The 15,346-nt window shown below is 68.8% G+C and carries 13 protein-coding genes and 3 pseudogenes; 5 read left to right on the top strand and 11 right to left on the bottom strand.

Annotated elements, in window-relative coordinates; all coding sequences use genetic code 11:
- Positions 1-7 precede the first annotated feature (7 nt).
- Both ABFJ78_RS37480 and ABFJ78_RS37475 read right to left on the bottom strand, forming a co-directional pair.
- Positions 8-2,509, bottom strand: a pseudogene (locus ABFJ78_RS37480) (type IV secretory system conjugative DNA transfer family protein).
- A gap of 85 nt (positions 2,510-2,594) precedes the next feature.
- Positions 2,595-2,726, bottom strand: a pseudogene (locus ABFJ78_RS37475) (GP88 family protein); the annotation flags it as partial.
- Positions 2,727-2,946: 220 nt separating this feature from the next.
- Between ABFJ78_RS37475 and ABFJ78_RS37470 the strand changes: the two are divergent.
- A complete protein-coding gene (locus tag ABFJ78_RS37470; protein ID WP_436392175.1) occupies positions 2,947-3,672 on the top strand; it encodes a hypothetical protein in 726 nt (241 codons plus the stop codon).
- A 41-nt stretch (positions 3,673-3,713) separates the two neighbouring features.
- Here ABFJ78_RS37470 and ABFJ78_RS37465 read toward each other — a convergent pair.
- The 6 genes and pseudogenes from ABFJ78_RS37465 to ABFJ78_RS37440 form a co-directional block, all read right to left on the bottom strand.
- A pseudogene (locus ABFJ78_RS37465) lies at positions 3,714-3,887 on the bottom strand (GP88 family protein); the annotation flags it as partial.
- Positions 3,888-3,921: 34 nt separating this feature from the next.
- Positions 3,922-5,748 carry a VirB4 family type IV secretion system protein gene (locus ABFJ78_RS37460; protein ID WP_436392174.1) on the bottom strand — a complete coding sequence of 609 codons (1,827 nt, stop codon included), beginning with the start codon at positions 5,746-5,748 and terminating at the stop codon, positions 3,922-3,924.
- Complete coding sequence (locus ABFJ78_RS37455; RefSeq protein WP_436392173.1) at positions 5,745-6,920, bottom strand: PrgI family protein; 1,176 nt, start codon at positions 6,918-6,920, stop codon at positions 5,745-5,747. The genes ABFJ78_RS37460 and ABFJ78_RS37455 overlap by 4 nt, the downstream gene beginning before the upstream one ends.
- Positions 6,917-8,704, bottom strand: coding sequence for a hypothetical protein (locus ABFJ78_RS37450; RefSeq protein WP_436392172.1), 1,788 nt, complete (start codon positions 8,702-8,704; stop codon positions 6,917-6,919). The genes ABFJ78_RS37455 and ABFJ78_RS37450 overlap by 4 nt, the downstream gene beginning before the upstream one ends.
- Before the next feature lie 162 nt (positions 8,705-8,866).
- Entirely contained in the window at positions 8,867-9,115 is a 249-nt protein-coding gene (locus ABFJ78_RS37445; RefSeq protein ID WP_436392328.1) for a pilin, read from the bottom strand.
- A gap of 203 nt (positions 9,116-9,318) precedes the next feature.
- Positions 9,319-10,284 (bottom strand): hypothetical protein, encoded by a 966-nt coding sequence (locus tag ABFJ78_RS37440; protein ID WP_436392171.1) that lies wholly within the window; start codon positions 10,282-10,284, stop codon positions 9,319-9,321.
- Positions 10,285-10,674: 390 nt separating this feature from the next.
- Here ABFJ78_RS37440 and ABFJ78_RS37435 point away from each other — a divergent pair, with 390 nt between their 5' ends.
- Genes ABFJ78_RS37435 through ABFJ78_RS37420 form a run of 4 tightly spaced genes read left to right on the top strand, consistent with a single transcriptional unit; the run spans position 10,675 to position 14,064 of the window.
- A complete protein-coding gene (locus ABFJ78_RS37435) occupies positions 10,675-11,616 on the top strand; it encodes a hypothetical protein (RefSeq protein WP_436392170.1) in 942 nt (313 codons plus the stop codon).
- A 35-nt stretch (positions 11,617-11,651) separates the two neighbouring features.
- On the top strand, positions 11,652-12,491 hold the full coding sequence (locus ABFJ78_RS37430; protein WP_436392169.1) for a DNA methyltransferase: 840 nt from the start codon (positions 11,652-11,654) through the stop codon (positions 12,489-12,491).
- Positions 12,488-13,018, top strand: a complete 531-nt coding sequence (locus ABFJ78_RS37425; protein ID WP_436392168.1) for a hypothetical protein — start codon at positions 12,488-12,490, stop codon at positions 13,016-13,018. Before ABFJ78_RS37430 ends, ABFJ78_RS37425 begins: the two co-directional genes overlap by 4 nt.
- Positions 13,015-14,064, top strand: coding sequence for a tyrosine-type recombinase/integrase (locus ABFJ78_RS37420; protein ID WP_436392167.1), 1,050 nt, complete (start codon positions 13,015-13,017; stop codon positions 14,062-14,064). Before ABFJ78_RS37425 ends, ABFJ78_RS37420 begins: the two co-directional genes overlap by 4 nt.
- Before the next feature lie 89 nt (positions 14,065-14,153).
- Here the strand turns inward: ABFJ78_RS37420 and ABFJ78_RS37415 are convergent, their stop codons facing one another.
- From ABFJ78_RS37415 to ABFJ78_RS37405, 3 genes are all read right to left on the bottom strand, one after another.
- The gene (locus ABFJ78_RS37415) at positions 14,154-14,384 is read right to left on the bottom strand and encodes a hypothetical protein (protein WP_436392166.1); all 231 of its coding nucleotides are present in this window, start codon (positions 14,382-14,384) and stop codon (positions 14,154-14,156) included.
- An 11-nt stretch (positions 14,385-14,395) separates the two neighbouring features.
- Complete coding sequence (locus tag ABFJ78_RS37410; RefSeq protein ID WP_436392165.1) at positions 14,396-14,620, bottom strand: hypothetical protein; 225 nt, start codon at positions 14,618-14,620, stop codon at positions 14,396-14,398.
- 199 nt (positions 14,621-14,819) lie between these two features.
- The gene (locus tag ABFJ78_RS37405; protein WP_436392164.1) at positions 14,820-15,344 is read right to left on the bottom strand and encodes a DUF2231 domain-containing protein; all 525 of its coding nucleotides are present in this window, start codon (positions 15,342-15,344) and stop codon (positions 14,820-14,822) included.
- Positions 15,345-15,346 lie beyond the last annotated feature (2 nt).

The raw sequence follows: 15,346 nt of genomic DNA, 5'->3' as shown, positions 1-15,346 counted from the left end.
TCCGGTTTCAGGCGGCGCGGCGTGGATCAGCGGTGGGCGCTGCGCCTCCTTGCGTGATGGGCTCGATCTCGGCGACTGGTGGCCGGGTGTTGATCCGGGCTGCTTTGCGGATCGCCCTGGCGCGGCCGGGGACCGCAGGCGGCAGCTTTTCGGTCACCGCGGTGAACGGCGGTGCTTCCTCGCCGCCGAGGACCAGGCGCGCGGCGACGTGGAAGGCGCCGAGGTTGGACAGGTCGTGCTCGTTCAGCCGCGGCATGGTGTGGCGTGCCAGCCGCTTCGCATCCTCAGGGGACGCGTTGAAGAAGATCTTCGACCGGGCGTTCGTGCTGATGCCCTCTTCCAGTTCCTTCGGGAGCTGGCCGAGGTACTGGTGGGCCAAGGTCATCGACAGGCGATATCCGCGAGCCTCGGCGAGCATGTCTTCCAGCGGGTACGCCAGGTTCAGGAAGTTGTGGCACTCGTCGACGTAGAGCCCGCAGTCGCGCCGCTGACGCTGCGGGACGCGGGCCCGGCGGGTGGCCGCTTGCCACGTGCGGGCGACGACGATCGAGCCGACCAGCCGCGCCGTTTCCATTCCCAGCGCGTCGCGGGCGATGCGCACCAGGCAGATGCCGCCGGTATTGAGCACCTCGTCCATGTCCACGGTGGACTTCCCGCCGGCGATCGCGGCGCGGACGAACGGGCGCAGCAGGAAGCCGCGGACCTTGTTCATCAACGGCGCGATGACCTGCGCTCGGCTCGCTTCGGACAGGGCGTCGTACCAGGACCAGAACCCGCGCAGCACGTCATCGTCGATCTGGTCGCAGGCCCGTTGCCGGAACGCCGGGACCGTGAGGAGCTTGGGCAGGTCGACCAGCGTCGGCGTTCCGAGCATCGCGGTCAGGGTGAGCAGGCCGGCGCGCAGGATGTCGTCGGTGCGCGGCCCCCACGAGGAGGCGTAGATCCGGGAGAAGATGCTGACGAGGTTGTCGACCGAGCGGGCCTTGTCCACGCCCTCCAGCGGGTTGAGCACTGGTGGCCGGCTGCGGGAGTCGGCGTCGAAGAGCACGACCTTCTCGCCGAGCTCCTCGGGGATGCGCATCAGCAGGTCCGACACGAGGTCGCCCTTCGGATCGACGACCACCACGCCGCGGCCGGCCTCGGCGTCGTCAAGGATCAGGCGGGCCATCAGCTCCGACTTGCCGGAGCCGGTCGCGCCGAGGATGTGCAGGTGATGGCGCGCGTCGGCGACGTGCAGGCCGACCGGCCGGGAGTGCCCCGAGTCCGACAAGCCGAGCGGCTTGATCAAGTCGCCAACCGTGGCGATGCCGGGCGGCGGCGGTACGGCCTTCGCGCCGGCGCGCTGGAGGCCGGGCGTGGCTTCGTCGATCGGCAGGTGCGCGAGAACGGCCAGCTCCGGGATCGACAGCAGGTCGCCCTTGCCGAACCGGCGTTCGGCCAGCACCTGGACGGGGGCCCGCCGGAGCCGGATCCGGCGGAAGTAGTTGTGCTCGGAGAAGGCGGCGAACGCCGAGGCGATCGCGTGGCCACGTCCCCGCAGCACCTCCCGGACCGCCTGGATCTCGGCGGTCGTCGCGTGCTCGGGGACCGTGGTGGCGACCGCGTATCGGATTCGGGTCTCGAACTGGTTCTGCCGCAGCTTCTCCACGACGGCGCGGTCCTGCGCGGCAAACTCCAGGCTGGTTTGCCGATCGAGCCCTGGTGTCCGCGCACTGGATGACGGCTTCGCGGTCTTGCCTGGCGTGACGATGTCCAGCAGCCGGCCGATCAGGCTGACCGAGCTGCCCGCGTGCACCCGCTTCGCCGCGCGCCGTGCCTTGGTCACGCGGTGCCCGGCGACGGGACGGGCGAGGATCTGCACGCAGGCCCGCTCGTGGGGGCCGAGCCCGACCGGGGCGCCGAGCAGGGCCCTGATCGGGTCGGCGGGGTGCTCGGTGCGGATCGGAAGTGCTTCCGAGCGAGCCAGCCGCAGCTCGCCGCCGACCGCTTCGATTCGCCGGCCGGCTGCGGAGGCGGTGGGGATTGGGGGCTTGGCCGGCGTCGTGCGGGTATGCGCGCCGGGCCAGGCCGCCTCGATGGCGCGCTCGACCATGCCCGGCGGCACCAGGCCAGGCACCCACAAGCGGATCTGCACGCCGTCGTCGGTGAACGTCAACTCGAAAGCCAGGTGAGGTTGCCCGCCGAAGCGCCGTCACCAGCCTGGCCGCAGCAGGCCGACCAGGTTGGACCACACGGTGATCGCGCCGGACGGGTCGACGGTCGGCGGCGCCAGCACGGTGACCAACCGGGCGTCGCTGACCAGGCTCTCGTGGAAGCGGCGGCGCCAGCGGCGTCGAGCGATCACCGCAGCGGTCGTCGCGACCGCCAGCGCCGGCCCGGCGATCGGGCCCCAGGTGAAGACGAAATCACGAAGGTGGGCCAGCACGGTCTGGAACGCACCGAGCGGGTCGCGCAGGTAGTCGCCGGCAGGTGAGGCGAGAGAGGTGGACAGGGCGAACGGCCAGGACATCAAGACCTCCGAACGTAAGTTGGAGCGCTGGATCAGGCAGCTCGCGGCTCGCCGCCTTGCTCAGGCCGGGTCTCCGCGGCGCGAGACTTGGGGCGCCGGAACGGGTGTTGTCGACGGCCAGCCGCAGGCGCGTGCGGCGAGCGGAACGTGTGCCGTCGACTTCGGCCTGCCATTCGGAGAACCGGCGGCCAGCCAGGCGCTTGAGGTAGCTCGTTATTGGAAGTTGCGTAGTGGGTCATGTTCGATGCGACTCTGCAAAGCAGCTAGCCGCGGTCTGCCAGGTCGGGTGAGCGCACCGACGGACTCACGGGCGTGGGCAGGGTCGGAGACGTGCTCAACGGAGTTCTCCTTTGTCGATCGTCTCGTGTGGACCAAGTCGTAACGACTTGTCGGTGTGGCGCGACTGGACACTCGAAGAGTGAACCTAGGAGGATCGGATGCAAGAGGCGCTCGTTCTTGCAGCTGACCAACCTCAGCCGGGATGGTTAACTGCGCTCATTGCTGCGGGTGGCGTTGTGGTGGGGGCGCTGCTGGCTGCGGCGGGTGCAATCTATACGGCAAAGAAAAAGGCGCAGGAGCTAGATATCACCTATTCTCAACGTCTTCGGGACTCGTACTTAGAGAACGCCAGGTCGTATCTTCATTCGGTGTACTTGCCAGTGCATCTTGCGCTCGCCCGATTGATGATGGAGTATCGTAAGTTTCGAGCTCACGTTGACCTTAAGTCGGGCGTAGCTGAAGAAGGTTATAAGGAAGCGTTTGAGGCTGAAATCGTAGTTTACGATGACGTCCTCAGGGGTCTCCTTGAGCGTGCGGCGGGAGCGTTCTTGACAACGGCGCTCGAAGAGCGTTTGGAATCGTTCAATGAGTTTCTCCGGCAATCGGCTCCTGCTGTAGAGCTACGTGTAGCAAATGTGGTAGAAATTAGTGTCGGTTTAGGGGCTTTTCGAGCATCAAGTATGCAATCGGGAACCTCTTCGCGAAGGCTACCGATTAGTTCGATTTCACTAAGCATCCTCGGGGCTCGTCTCACGGTTCGCGAAGTGGCAGTGCAGTATGCGCCATTAGGTACTCGGGAATTTGAGGAACGATTCGTGCAAGACACCGCGATCCTGCGGGCTCTCGTCAAGGAAGTAACCTTGGGTACGCACGTGCAAGGTTAGGCTTTCGTGTTCATCCAAACCCTCTCCATCGGCGCAGAGCCGGCGCAGCACGCTTGCGCACAGACCCCGGCGCTCGGACACGTGTTGTACGTGCGGCCGTCGGCCAGCCGCTCGGCCCAGGCCGGCAATGACCAGTTCCAGACGCCGATCTGGCGCATTTCCCTGTTCTGCGTCAGTAATCGAGCGGGCCGACCAACAGCGCGCGACGAAGACATGGTTATCCCCTGGTGTTTTCGAAGTTGCGGAAGATCAGGCAGCGTCGAGGTCGACGAAGGAGGTCTCAGTCTCCGGTGAGATGTCGGAGTACTCAGCCAGCTCAGCGGGGTTCGACGTGACGAGCTGGTGCTCGACCGGCGACGCGATGGACTGGAACGCCACTCGTTGCGTGCCGGTGCTGAGCAGTCCTTGGCCGCGGTCGGCGGTGAGGAGGAACTGCCGTTCGCCCTGCGAGAGGTCGAAGATCCGGCAGATTTCGTCGATTGCCTGCGGTGCCTGGCGCAGCAGGATTTGTGTCGCCGCGTTCGCGATGATCGCCTTGCCCAGGTCGGTGCTCGTCACGTCGGGGGCGTCCTGGGTCGCCACCGTGACGCCGCCCCACCACTTGCGGGAGCCCTTGGACATCCGGAGGAGGAACTCGCCGCCGGCCGGATCCTTCATCAGCAACCAGGCTTCGTCGACGACGACCTGCCGGGGTTTGCGGATGGCGGGATTGGACACTTGGCGCCACACCGCATCGAGCGCGAGAAGTGTTCCGATTGCCTTGAGCTCGCCAGGAAGATCGCGCAGCGAGAACACGACCAGGTGGCCCTCGGGCCGTGTCGTGGTCGGCCCCGAGAACAGCCCGGAGAACGCGCCCGTGGTGAACGGCTGTAACCGCGCCGCGAGGTCCGCCCCATCTTCCTCAGCCAAGACCTCCGCGAGGTCGGCCAGCAGCGGCGCCGGCCGGGTCCAGGTTCGCGGATCCGACGTGATGCCGGCGCGCTGGTAGGTCGCGGTGATCGCCCGGTCGAGCGCGGCCCGTTCAGTCGCGGCGAGCTCGCTGCCCAGCAGTACCGAGATGACGGTGTGCAGGAACAGGCTGCGCCGGATGAGCGCGTCGCGGGGAGCTGTCCGGCGTCCGTCCGGCCGGGTGTGGATCGGCAAGTCCATCGGGTTCAGCCGGACCTGCTCGGCGCCGAGGTGGACGTAGGTGCCGCCGACCGCGGCGGCCAGCCGGGCGTATTCGTCCTCCGGGTCGATGACGTGGATCTCGATGCCGCGGTACAGGCTGCGCAGGAGCTCGAGCTTCACCAAGTACGACTTGCCGGCGCCGGACCGGCCGAGGATCACGCTGTTGTGGTTGTCGAGGGCGAACCGGTCGTGGTGGACGAGCCCTTGGCTGCCGACGTTGAAGCCGTAAAGCACGCCGCGCGGGGCGCCGACCGAGGTCGGGTCCGGCGGCGGCAGGTCCGGTGACGTGAAGGGGAACGCCGCCGACAGCGCGCTGGTGTCGAAGGTGCGGCGCATCCCGACCAGGTCCACGCCCATCGGGAGGCTGGTGATCCAGCCCTGCAGGCTCCGGTAGGTGGTGGGCTTGCAGTCCAGCAGGAGCGATGCCGCGAGCGACCGGATTGCGGCGACCTCGTCGCCGAGCGCCTCCTCGGTCGCGGCGTGCACGGTGAGGTAGAGGCCGAGCCGGTAGAGCTTGCCCTCGCCGCGGGCGACTCGCGCGGACAGGTCGTAGGCGTCCTCGGTGGCTGCTTCGACCTGGGGGTCGATCAGCCGTCCCTTGTCGCTGGTGTGCCGGCGACCGGACTCCAGCTTCGACAGCTGCTTCTTCAGCCGGTTGGCCGCGGTGACGGGGTCGATCGGCTCGATGTGCAGCGAGACGTCGACTCGTCCGGGATAAGTCAGCAGGGGCTGCAGCCAGCCGGGATGAACCTCGCGCGGGTAGCCGGTGACGGCGAACGACGCGACCCATTCGCCTCCGACTTCGAGCGCTCGGGGACGCACGGAGATGGCGTCCGGGGTGAACGCGCCGGCCTGTCCGACGGGTGCCTGTCTGCTTGCGGCGTCGCGGTGCCTGGTCCTCTTCATCGGCGGTCCCTCCTTGCGACGTCGTCGTAGTCGTCGGGGTCTTCGTCGTCCTCCCACCCGGGCTCGGTAGCGCCGAACGCGTCTTCGGTGGCGAACGCGGTGCGGCCGAACGCGGTGTCGTTCCAGCTCTCGTCCGGTGCGGTGGTGATGACCTCGTCGGAGCCGGCGAGGTCGGAGTTCGGTGGGATCAAGCTGTCGGGGTTGCACGCCGCGGCGAGGACCGCGGTGGCCTGACCGGCATCCAGCGGGGTGACCACGATCCCGGACGGCGAGAGCAGTTCCACTGCCTCGCCCAGCCGGCGCACCAACCGTGCTTCGGCGGCGCGTCGGGCGGCGTCGTCGATCGACGCAGCCTGCCTCGTAGCCCTGCGTCGCGCCGACAACGCGGCCAGCGGCGAGGCACCACCCAGCCCGTCGGTCGGGCCGCTGGTTCGCAGCGGCTCTCGCAGAATCAGCAGAACCTGGCGCCGCAGCAGGTCGGTCGTGCGGCCGAGCTGGTCGAGGTACTCGGCATGCTCGCGTGCCGCCCGTTCCAGCGCGGGGTGCGGCAGCCCGCCGGCCTGTTCGCGAAGTTCTGCGATCTGCCCCGACACGTCCAGCCGTTCCGCCCGGACCAGCACCTGGACCGGCGCGGTCAGCGAGTGCAGATACCGGCCGAAGGAGGTGACGAGCGCCTCCTGCTCGACAGGCGTGCGCAGCCCGAAGTTGATCGTGGAGCAGACCGCGACCACGGCGGCGCCGTCCTTGCCGAGATCGATGACGCCGGCGTCGGTGATCCCTTCCGCGGGCAGCCGCAGCGCGGCCGGTGAGACCGTCGACGCCGAAGAACTGGTTGTGCTCGCCGTCTGCCCGATCCACTCGGGTGTGGGCCGGACGCCTTCCGGCGCGGCAACCTGGTGCTGCGGGCTCATCCGCTGGCGCAGCGCCGCCAGCACGAGCCGGTCGAGGGAGATGCCGTCGCGCTGACCTAGCGCGAGGAACGCGGCGGTCACGCCGATCGGGATGGCGATGACCAGGAACACCGCCAGCGGGACGAACGCGCGGGTGACCGTGTACGTCCCGTACAGCACGATCCCGGTGACGGTCAGGATGAGCAGCTGTCGCGCGGTGAGCGGACCGATCACCCGGTCTTCGCGGTCGACGTCGGCGGGAATCCGGACGGGTTGGCTCATTTCGCTTCACCTCTTGAAGTTGGCTTCGGCGCGCGGAACATCGGCGGCGGAACGGACTGGGTGCGCCGATGGGCATCACCGAGGCGCGCCTCCGGCGTCGCCTGCCGGAACGCCGGCGCGGCAGGTGCGGAGGTCGGTTTGGCTCGGAGCGGTTCTGGTGCAGGCGGCGTCGCCGGGCGGAACTGCAACTGCGGCGGCACCGATGCCGTGCGAATCGGGCGAGCCGATGGCGATGTGGCGCCGCGTCGACGCGGGCCGCCGGCAGCTTGAAAATGCGGGGTTGCCGACCGTGGTCTTCGTTGTGGCGTGGGCGAGACAGGCGTCGGCGCGGAACTGAATTCCGGCTTGGTCTGTCCCCGGTCCGCCGGGATCACGGCGGGGTCGTGGGTGCTGTCTTGGGGCGTGGGCTGCAGGAACTGCGGCGTTTGCGAGGGCAGCGACGGCCGCTGAGCTGCGCGGGCACTCTCGGCGTCGTGGGCCGCCTTGAGCCGCCGGTTGACCGCTTCGGGATTGGGCGCAAAACGCGGCTGTGCCGGCCACGGTGGATCGGCAGCCGCGCCGCCACCGCGACCGGCGTTCTTCGTCGCACCGGCGGCGCCGGCCTTCCCGAACGCACCGGTCTTGCCGGCGACCATGCCGAAGGTTTTCGCCGCGATGTACGCGCGAGCCAACCCGCCGAGGAAGGAGCGGCCGGAGCCGACCTTGACGGCCTTCAGCATCCAGAACGGAATCTTGAACAGGACGAAGAACAAGGCGATGGCGGCGATCAGCGTGCCGAGCGCGGACAGCGTCGAGCCGAACAGATGCACGCCGCCGGACAGGAACGTGCGTACCGCGGTGATCAGCACCAGCGCCTGGGCGAACTGAACACCCGTCGTCACAGTGATCGCCTTCCACCACCAGTGCGCCAGCGGCTCGGTGTGGGGCAGCCCGTGGCACATCAGGAAGAACGGCGCGCTGATGATCAGGACGAGGGTGATGACGATCCGGACCACGTAGACGACCAAGAGACCGAGGCCGAGGACCACCAGCACGAGCGCGACCAGGATGATGAACAGCCCGCCGGTCTGGATGCCTTGGACGGCCTCCTGCAAGGTGTTGCCCAGCGAGGGCGCGTTGACTCCGTCTCCGAGGACCCCCAGGGTCAGGCCGTTGGCCAGCCGGATGAGCTTGTCGGCGAAGAAGAGCGAGAGCGCCGAGGCGATGAACGCGATCGGGATGCGCGGCCCGATCTCCTTGATCGAGTAGCGCGTCTGGACGGTCTCGTGGCCCATCAACAGGATGCCGCCGAGCAGGATGAGCAGCCCGTAGGCGGCGACCACGATCTCCCAGGAGCTGTTCCAGAGCTCGCCGATGCCGGGCAGGTCGCTGATCGTCGGCGTGGACAGCGCGGTGTGGCCGATCAGCTCGAGGATCGGATCCAGCGCGTCGTCGACGACACTGCGGAACGCCGAGTTGATGGCCTCGGTGATGCACGCGCCGACGTCGGTGATGCCGCAGTCCGAGTCGCTGTCGCCGCTGCCGGTGCCCGGCTGTTGCGGATTCGTGCTCGGCGCCGGCGGAGTCGGCTGCGGAATGCAGTCCTCGCCCGTGCACGGCTTGCTCGGAGTCCTGGTCGGCGTGGAGGAGGTGCAACCGAGCTGGCCGGGGAAGCTGCACGTCGTAGGCGTGGGCAGCGCGGTCGGAGGAGGCAGCGGCGGGTCCGCCGCCGGCTGCCGTGGCGCGGTCGGCGAGGCCCACGCGTTGACGGCGAGGATGCCGGCCAGGAGCACTACGGTCAGCACCAGTAGCCAGCCCGCTCGCCGGCGCCGCCGTCGGATGGAGACCTGCTGGCCGGCGTCGCGGACGGGGGCGAGTATCGGTCGATCCGCCGCGGCAGCGGTCTCGGGCGGGTTGCCGGACCGGCGGTACGGGCGAACTGTGGGCGGGGTGCTGACGGCCATCGGTCAGGCCCCCACGATCCCTTTGAGGATCTCCACGACCAGCGGCGCGAGCGCGGCGAGGCCGTAGCCCCATCCCGCGGACTTGAAGGCCGTCTTCGCCTTCTCGATCTCGCCGGGGTCGCCGCTGCCCATCAGGTAGCGGACGCCGCCGATGGTCAGGAACACGGTGGCCAAGCCGGCGAGGATGCCCATGATCCAGTTGCGGACGTTGTTCAGGACGTCGGTCACCGAGCCGGCCAGCGCGACGACCATCGTGTCGGCCTGCGCCACCGGGGCCGATGCGAGCACCAGAAGCGTCAGCAGTTCTACGAGCAGCGCGAGCTGCCCTCGAGGCAAGAGTGTCATCGGAGCTTTCGGGCGCGTGCTGTCGACGTTCTCGCCCAGCGTCGGCGGCGCCGGATTGCTGCCGGCGCGGGCGTGCCTCAACCCGCTCGCGGTGGTCAAGCAGCGATCGATCAAGCGCATCGGTACACCTCCGGAGGAACTGGGCGCGGGTGTGTCCCGCAGCTCTGAACTCCGGTTTTCGGGTGTCCTTTGGACATGCGGCTCGGATTCGTTTCGGTGTCTTGGCCTGACACGGAGGGTGACGACTGCCGTTGGCGGTGGGCAGGTGTGGCGGGGCGTGCTAGTGCCAATGAGGTGGCGACCTGGTCGGTCAGCGGGTCGGTCGTGTCAGACTCGGCAGCCCCGTCGCGCAGGTACGCGGCGAGTCGGAGCTCGGCGCGTTTGCGTGCCTTGTAGACCGCCCATTCGCCGGTCTGGTGTTGCGCAGCCCAGTCCGCGACTGTGAGCTCTTCCAGTCGGGTTGCGCCGATCAATGTGGCTTCGGTCGGGGTCAGGATTCCGTCGGCGACGGCACGGGCGAGGACGAGATCCGGGTGCCCCGACGGCGCGTGCGGGGGTGTGGATCGGAAGCTCGGCGCGACCGGAGTCGGGCTTGCCAGAGCCTCGGTGAGCGTGTCGTAGCCGGACCGGTATGCGGCCCATCGCAGTCGCAGCATGATCCGTGGTGGGCGCAGATCGATCGTCGGCAATGCCGCGAGGAAGCCGCGCAAGACCTCGGCGTGAACGTCGGCCGGATCGCCGGCGAACCGAGCGGACAGAACGGCCGCGACGGAGGTCAGCGCGGGCAGGGCGACGCCGACCGCGGCGACGGTCCAGGTCGCCCCTTCGGTCCGGGAGCGCAGCACCAGGTGCGCCCAGACCGCATCCCGCGTCGTCTGCGGGCACCGGCGCGCCAGCAGCCGGTCGCGGACCTCGTCCAACGGAATCTGCTCGTCCGGGAGACCGGCGAACAAGCGGCAGTTCAGCGAGAGCGGATGCGGGCCTGTCACCAGCAAGGTGAACGTGTCGCGGGCGATATCCAAGGAGTTCGGTGCCGCCTCGCTGCGACGGCGGCGAAAGGCGGTTCGTGTGGCCATGTCGTGACTCCCACGGCGTCGATGTGAACAAGAACGACGTCATGAAGCCAGGCCTCGTACCACGGAAATACCAGTTCGCTGCTAAGGGTCTTTGACAAGTTTTTCGTCAGCTACTAGAGGCCTACTGTCCAGTCCTGACCAGCGCGAACGACGAGATCGACACCTCGCTTGGAGTTGAAGGATTCACGGCGTCGCGTTACGCGTCTGACGTGGCGTTATAGTCGCCCGATAGTACGGCGCTAGTAGCTCGTTGGGCGGCGTCCAGCGGCATCAATCGACATGCGTTCACATGCGAAAAGAAGCGCGCTTGCGCATGTCCAAAACGGGATCGAAATGCGGAGTTGAGGGGTGTCAGAACACTTGGCGGCACCGCTTGGAGGAGAACCCGCGATGACCCCGTCACACGACGATGAATTTAGCTCGAACAAGCACGGCGCGGCCGACCCGCCGACCATTCCGATCCCGCTTCCGCGGCGGCGGACCAAGCGCCGGGCCAACCTGGGCCACCGTCGCCCGCCACGGCCGAGCACCGTCTGGCCGTGCGCTCAAGACGACCTCCTCGCAGGCACCGGACTGCTCGCCGGCTGGCTGCTCACCGCGATCATCAAGCTCGTCACGACCTACACCCGGCCCGGCCAACGGGTGCTCCTCCTTGAACCCGCGCATTACTTGGCACCGTCGACCTCGCGGCCGACTCGAGGCGTCTCCGCCGGGCTTCTGCCCGGACCATATGCCGGGTTGCACGAGGCAGGGTGGACCGTGGTCCGGCTCGGCCGAGGCGTGCAGACGCAGACCGCTGTCGCGGGCCCCGGGCCGGTCGACGGACAGTTCGGCGACGTGTTGAACGAGTCCGAAGCCGACCCCGAAGCGTTCACCCTCAGTGCGGCCACCGACGAGCTCGCGGGGCTGCCGGTGCACCGCGGCGCCCGACCGGAGCCGACTTCGTCGCCCCCCGGTCCGGACCGCTACGACTTGGTCATCGCCGCGGTCGAACCACGCGCTCTGGACTGGTTCCGTCCGGCGGACTGGGCCGATCTGCTCACCTCCACCGGCACCCTCGCAGTGATTACACATGGCCACCGCGAGTCAGGCCGGCTGACGGATCCCGCCGGTGCGCTCTTGCGCGCCGCGCACCGCGTGGGACTGCGTTACCACGATCGCATCGCCTTGCTGCGCATCCCCGTGCGCGATGGCACGCTCGCCGTATCGACCGTGGTCGAACCGACCTCGGCGGCACCTGCTCGCCATCTCGCCGTACACGACGACCTCCTGGTGTTCACCCGCCAGCCCGAGCCGATGTCCGCGATCGCCGAGGGGGGAGACCTCCGATGAATGAGCGCCCCACGCCGCCCGGGGCGAGGCCGCGGATGATGCAGCTGTCGGTCTGGCCGACCGGCCAACGTGACCCGCTTGCGCAGCTTCGCGACGCCGGTTGCGTGCCGGGCACCGAGACCGACGCCGAGCGTATTCCGCCGGCAGTCGCCGCCCACGCGATCGCCGCGTACACAAGTCCCGGCGACCTTGTACTCGACCCCGACTGCGGCGCCGGGACCGTGCTCGCGGAAGCGCTGCGCGCCGGACGGCACGCACTTGGGCTGGCTCCTGCCGGCCGCTGGTGGAAGCTAGCTCGTGCCAACGTCACTGCCGCCAAAGCCGCGGGCGCCTGGCCAGATGGCTCGGTCCTCGATGCTCGCCCGAAGGTACTCGCGACCGTTCGGGCTGCTGGGCTCCTCGGACGTGTCGCACTCGTCTTGACGAGCCTGCGCACGATGCCGGATCTCACGACCACGCAGACCGTCGAAGCTGCCACTTCCGAGCTCGCCGTGACGCTGCTGCACTGTGAACCACTGCTGCGTTCCGGCGGATACGTCGCCGTTGTCGCGCACCCTCGCCGACGCGTCGACGGTTCCCTGCTCGACCTTATTACGCCGCTCATCGCGGCCGGCGCGTCGGCCGGTCTGGTGCCGGTCGAGCGGTGCATCGCTCTGACGGCCGAGTTGCGCGGCAGCCGTCTCGTCACGCGCGCCTCGCTCGCTGAACGCCGCGCCGCGGCCCGAGCCAACGTCACCGGCATCCCGAATGCGGTTGTCGCCCACCTCGAAGTGCTCGTCTTCCAGCTCGCCCACGACGCCGAACTGGCCGCCGCGGAGGCCCTCCGGCCATCCGTCCACGGCCTCGAGAACCTCGGCTGGAGGCGATCAGCATGACCACGCAACTGCGACGCACCAGGTCGTTCGCCGTGCTGGAGCAGCTCGCTGACGTCGTTCGAACACCGCCGAGCAGACGCGGCGTCGAACCCAAGACCGGCGATCCGTCCGAGGCACTGACGGCCGGACCGTCGCCGAGGTTGCCGGTTGCCGCACTCATCGACCGCGCACCCCGGACCACGGCGTACTGCGCCGTGACGACCGTCGACGGCCGCGGGCGTCTGGCCGATCGATCACCGTTGCGCGTTCTCGGGTGGCCGCCGCTGTCGCGAGTCTCCATCGATACGGTCAAAGGTGAGCTGATCATCATCCGGCGCTGCGACGGCGCGGATATCATCACCGGCCAGGGGCATGTTCGGCTCCCCGCACGGGTCCGGCACCTGTGTCGGCTTGAGCCCGGCGGCCGCGTCCTCGTCACCGCCTTTCCCACGCACGATGTGCTGGCGGTGTACACCGATTCTGCCCTCGATGCGATGTTGCACGTGTACCACGAAGTGCTGCGGGACGAGAGCCGGATCTCAGGATGAGCGCCGACGTCGAAGCTGCTCGGCTCGTCCTCGCGAGCCTGGGTGTCACCCCCGAGCAACTGCTTGCGGTCGGCCGCCGCAGCGGTCCTTTGCCGACCGTCCGCGACTACCTTTCGCAGGTTGCCCATGCCGTCCCAGCAGGTACCCGTCGGGCCTACGGCTCGTACTGGGAACGCGTCGTCGAGGTTTGGGGTGATCGGCGGATCGACGAGCCGACACCGCTGGAGATCCGGCAGCTTGCCGAGGAGGTCAAGGCTCGCGTTATCATCCGGAAGAACTCACGCGGCGGGCGAAGCGCGGCTGAGCATTTGATCGCCGCCCTACGGTGCATGTACCGGCATGCTGTCGCCGATCAGCTGATCGGCGAGTCGGACAACCCGGCGACACGCGTTCCCAAGCCTCGACGGCTGGCCAGCACCCGACGGGCATTACCGAACGAGCGACTCGCTGAGATCAACGACGTCGCCGCGGCGACCGGAAACGATCCGGAACTCGACTTGCTCATCCTGCGGCTGCACACCGAGACAGCGTGCCGCCGGGGTGGGGCACTCGCCCTGTGTCCCGACGACCTGGACGCCGAGCAGTGTCTCGTTCGGTTGCACGAGAAGGGTGAGACGGTGCGGTGGCAGCCGGTGACTCCCACCCTGATGCGTCATCTCCTCTTGCACGCTGAAGAGCGTGGCGCGACCTCGAGTGACCAGCTCTTGAGGTATCGCAGTGGCCAGCCGATCACCGCTCGGCGCTACGACTACTTGTGGACCCGCTTGGGCAAGCACCTGCCGTGGGTCGCAAGACAGGGAGTCACCACGCACTGGCTGCGGCACACGACCCTGACCTGGGTCGAGCGGAACTTCGGCTACGGGGTCGCGCGGGAGTACGCGGGACATACCGGCAAGAGCGACGCCGGCACCACGATCACCTACGTCCGGGCCGATCTCCACGAAGTCGCCGCTGCTCTGGCTGCCATGACGGGCGAGCCCCATCCGCTCGCAGAACGCCGCGAACGAGACCTGCCCAGCGGGCGGCATCGTGATCAGGCCGCATAGATCTGGCGAGTCGATCCGCCGCCGCGAGCCGGCGAAGGACCTGGAAGCTCGGATGGCCATTGGCCTCTGGATGCAGTGCGGGCCGGAGGTCACCGCGCACTGTCCGGCCGGCGAGCACACTCGGCGGCGAACGGCGCGAGCATCTCGTGCAGTTCGGCGGCCGACAACGCGCCGTGCGGCCGTCGTCTCGACGGCGCCGGGTCAGCCTGATCCAGGCCGAGCATCGCCTTCAGCTCGGCCTCGTCGCGGCTGCCGTGTGCGTAGCGCTGCACCACTCGGACGGCGCGGATCCGCTCTTCCGGAGTAGGTTCGGCGAGCACGGCACACCCGCTCAGTCGTCCGGTTCGGCGACGTCTAGCCGGTAACCGGGCACGAGTCTCGCGTGGCCGGGCCTGAACTCGACCCAGACCGAGCCGGGACGCAGGTCTGGTGCGCGGTCGACCACGATGCCGGTCCCGCCGGTGAACCGGCCGCCGTGTGCGCGCACCCGCAACCCGCTGGGGAATCCGCCCGATCGGGCGGGTCCGGGGTTCCGATCCTGGTGGGCGGAGCTCATGCCGGCCCCCTCTCCTGGGAGATGCCGGACGATCTGCCGGCACTCACGAGGGTTCCGCCTGGTGGGGGACCAGGGGTAGAGGCGGAAGCCCGGGCCGCGTGTGCCCTTCCTCCCGTCCGGCCGGGCACTTGTGCTCACGAACGTTCCCGGGTGGGACCGGAGCACGGGCCGGGCGGCGCCCCGGCACGCAGCATGTGAGCTAGTGCCCGGCGCCGCGCGGTGCCGGGGTGGCGCCGAACTGGCCTTGCCAGCTGGCCTGTGCGCCGGAGTCGCCGATGCGGTAGATGTCGTAGACGGCTGCGCCCGCGGCCACGATCGCCAGCGCCGAGAGCACGACGGTGACCGCTGTCGAGGCCGGCGCGAGGAACGTCCTGCGGCTCGTCCCGTCTCCTTGGATTCGCGAACCTTCCCGTTGACGCCACCAGACGAGGAGCGCGAGCACGGCCACCGGGAGCGCGACCCAGAGCGCGGTGTCGCCGAGTTCAGTGTGGGTGCGCACCAGCGGGGTCGAGGCGACGCGGCGCTCGAGCCATTCGCCGGCGTCGGTCGTGATCGGGACCAGGACCACGACGAGGACGGACAGGATCGCGTTCGGTCCGGCGAGCTTGCGTCGTGCGGCGGGCCACACCGCGCTGATCACGAGGAGCAGTGCGGCAAGGGGGAGGAGGACGACGATCGCGTGCACGAGCAGCACGTGGGCGGGAAGGCCGTTGAGGGTGGTCATGG

This window comes from Amycolatopsis sp. MEPSY49 (assembly GCF_051337345.1).
Lineage (GTDB): Bacteria > Actinomycetota > Actinomycetes > Mycobacteriales > Pseudonocardiaceae > Amycolatopsis.
This window is presented reverse-complemented; position numbering and strand designations above follow the sequence as displayed.

What these genes read in the sequence shown, in the direction of transcription:
- ABFJ78_RS37410 (WP_436392165.1), bottom strand. Translation starts at nt 14,620, where the DNA reads ATGAGCTCCGCCCACCAGGATCGGAACCCCGGACCCGCCCGATCGGGC.
- ABFJ78_RS37445 (WP_436392328.1), bottom strand. Translation starts at nt 9,115, where the DNA reads ATGGTCGTCGCGCTGGCCGGCTCGGTGACCGACGTCCTGAACAACGTC.
- ABFJ78_RS37440 (WP_436392171.1), bottom strand. Translation starts at nt 10,284, where the DNA reads ATGGCCACACGAACCGCCTTTCGCCGCCGTCGCAGCGAGGCGGCACCG.
- ABFJ78_RS37460 (WP_436392174.1), bottom strand. Translation starts at nt 5,748, where the DNA reads ATGAAGAGGACCAGGCACCGCGACGCCGCAAGCAGACAGGCACCCGTC.
- ABFJ78_RS37455 (WP_436392173.1), bottom strand. Translation starts at nt 6,920, where the DNA reads ATGAGCCAACCCGTCCGGATTCCCGCCGACGTCGACCGCGAAGACCGG.
- ABFJ78_RS37420 (WP_436392167.1), top strand. Translation starts at nt 13,015, where the DNA reads ATGAGCGCCGACGTCGAAGCTGCTCGGCTCGTCCTCGCGAGCCTGGGT.
- ABFJ78_RS37435 (WP_436392170.1), top strand. Translation starts at nt 10,675, where the DNA reads ATGACCCCGTCACACGACGATGAATTTAGCTCGAACAAGCACGGCGCG.
- ABFJ78_RS37425 (WP_436392168.1), top strand. Translation starts at nt 12,488, where the DNA reads ATGACCACGCAACTGCGACGCACCAGGTCGTTCGCCGTGCTGGAGCAG.
- ABFJ78_RS37430 (WP_436392169.1), top strand. Translation starts at nt 11,652, where the DNA reads ATGATGCAGCTGTCGGTCTGGCCGACCGGCCAACGTGACCCGCTTGCG.
- ABFJ78_RS37470 (WP_436392175.1), top strand. Translation starts at nt 2,947, where the DNA reads ATGCAAGAGGCGCTCGTTCTTGCAGCTGACCAACCTCAGCCGGGATGG.
- ABFJ78_RS37405 (WP_436392164.1), bottom strand. Translation starts at nt 15,344, where the DNA reads ATGACCACCCTCAACGGCCTTCCCGCCCACGTGCTGCTCGTGCACGCG.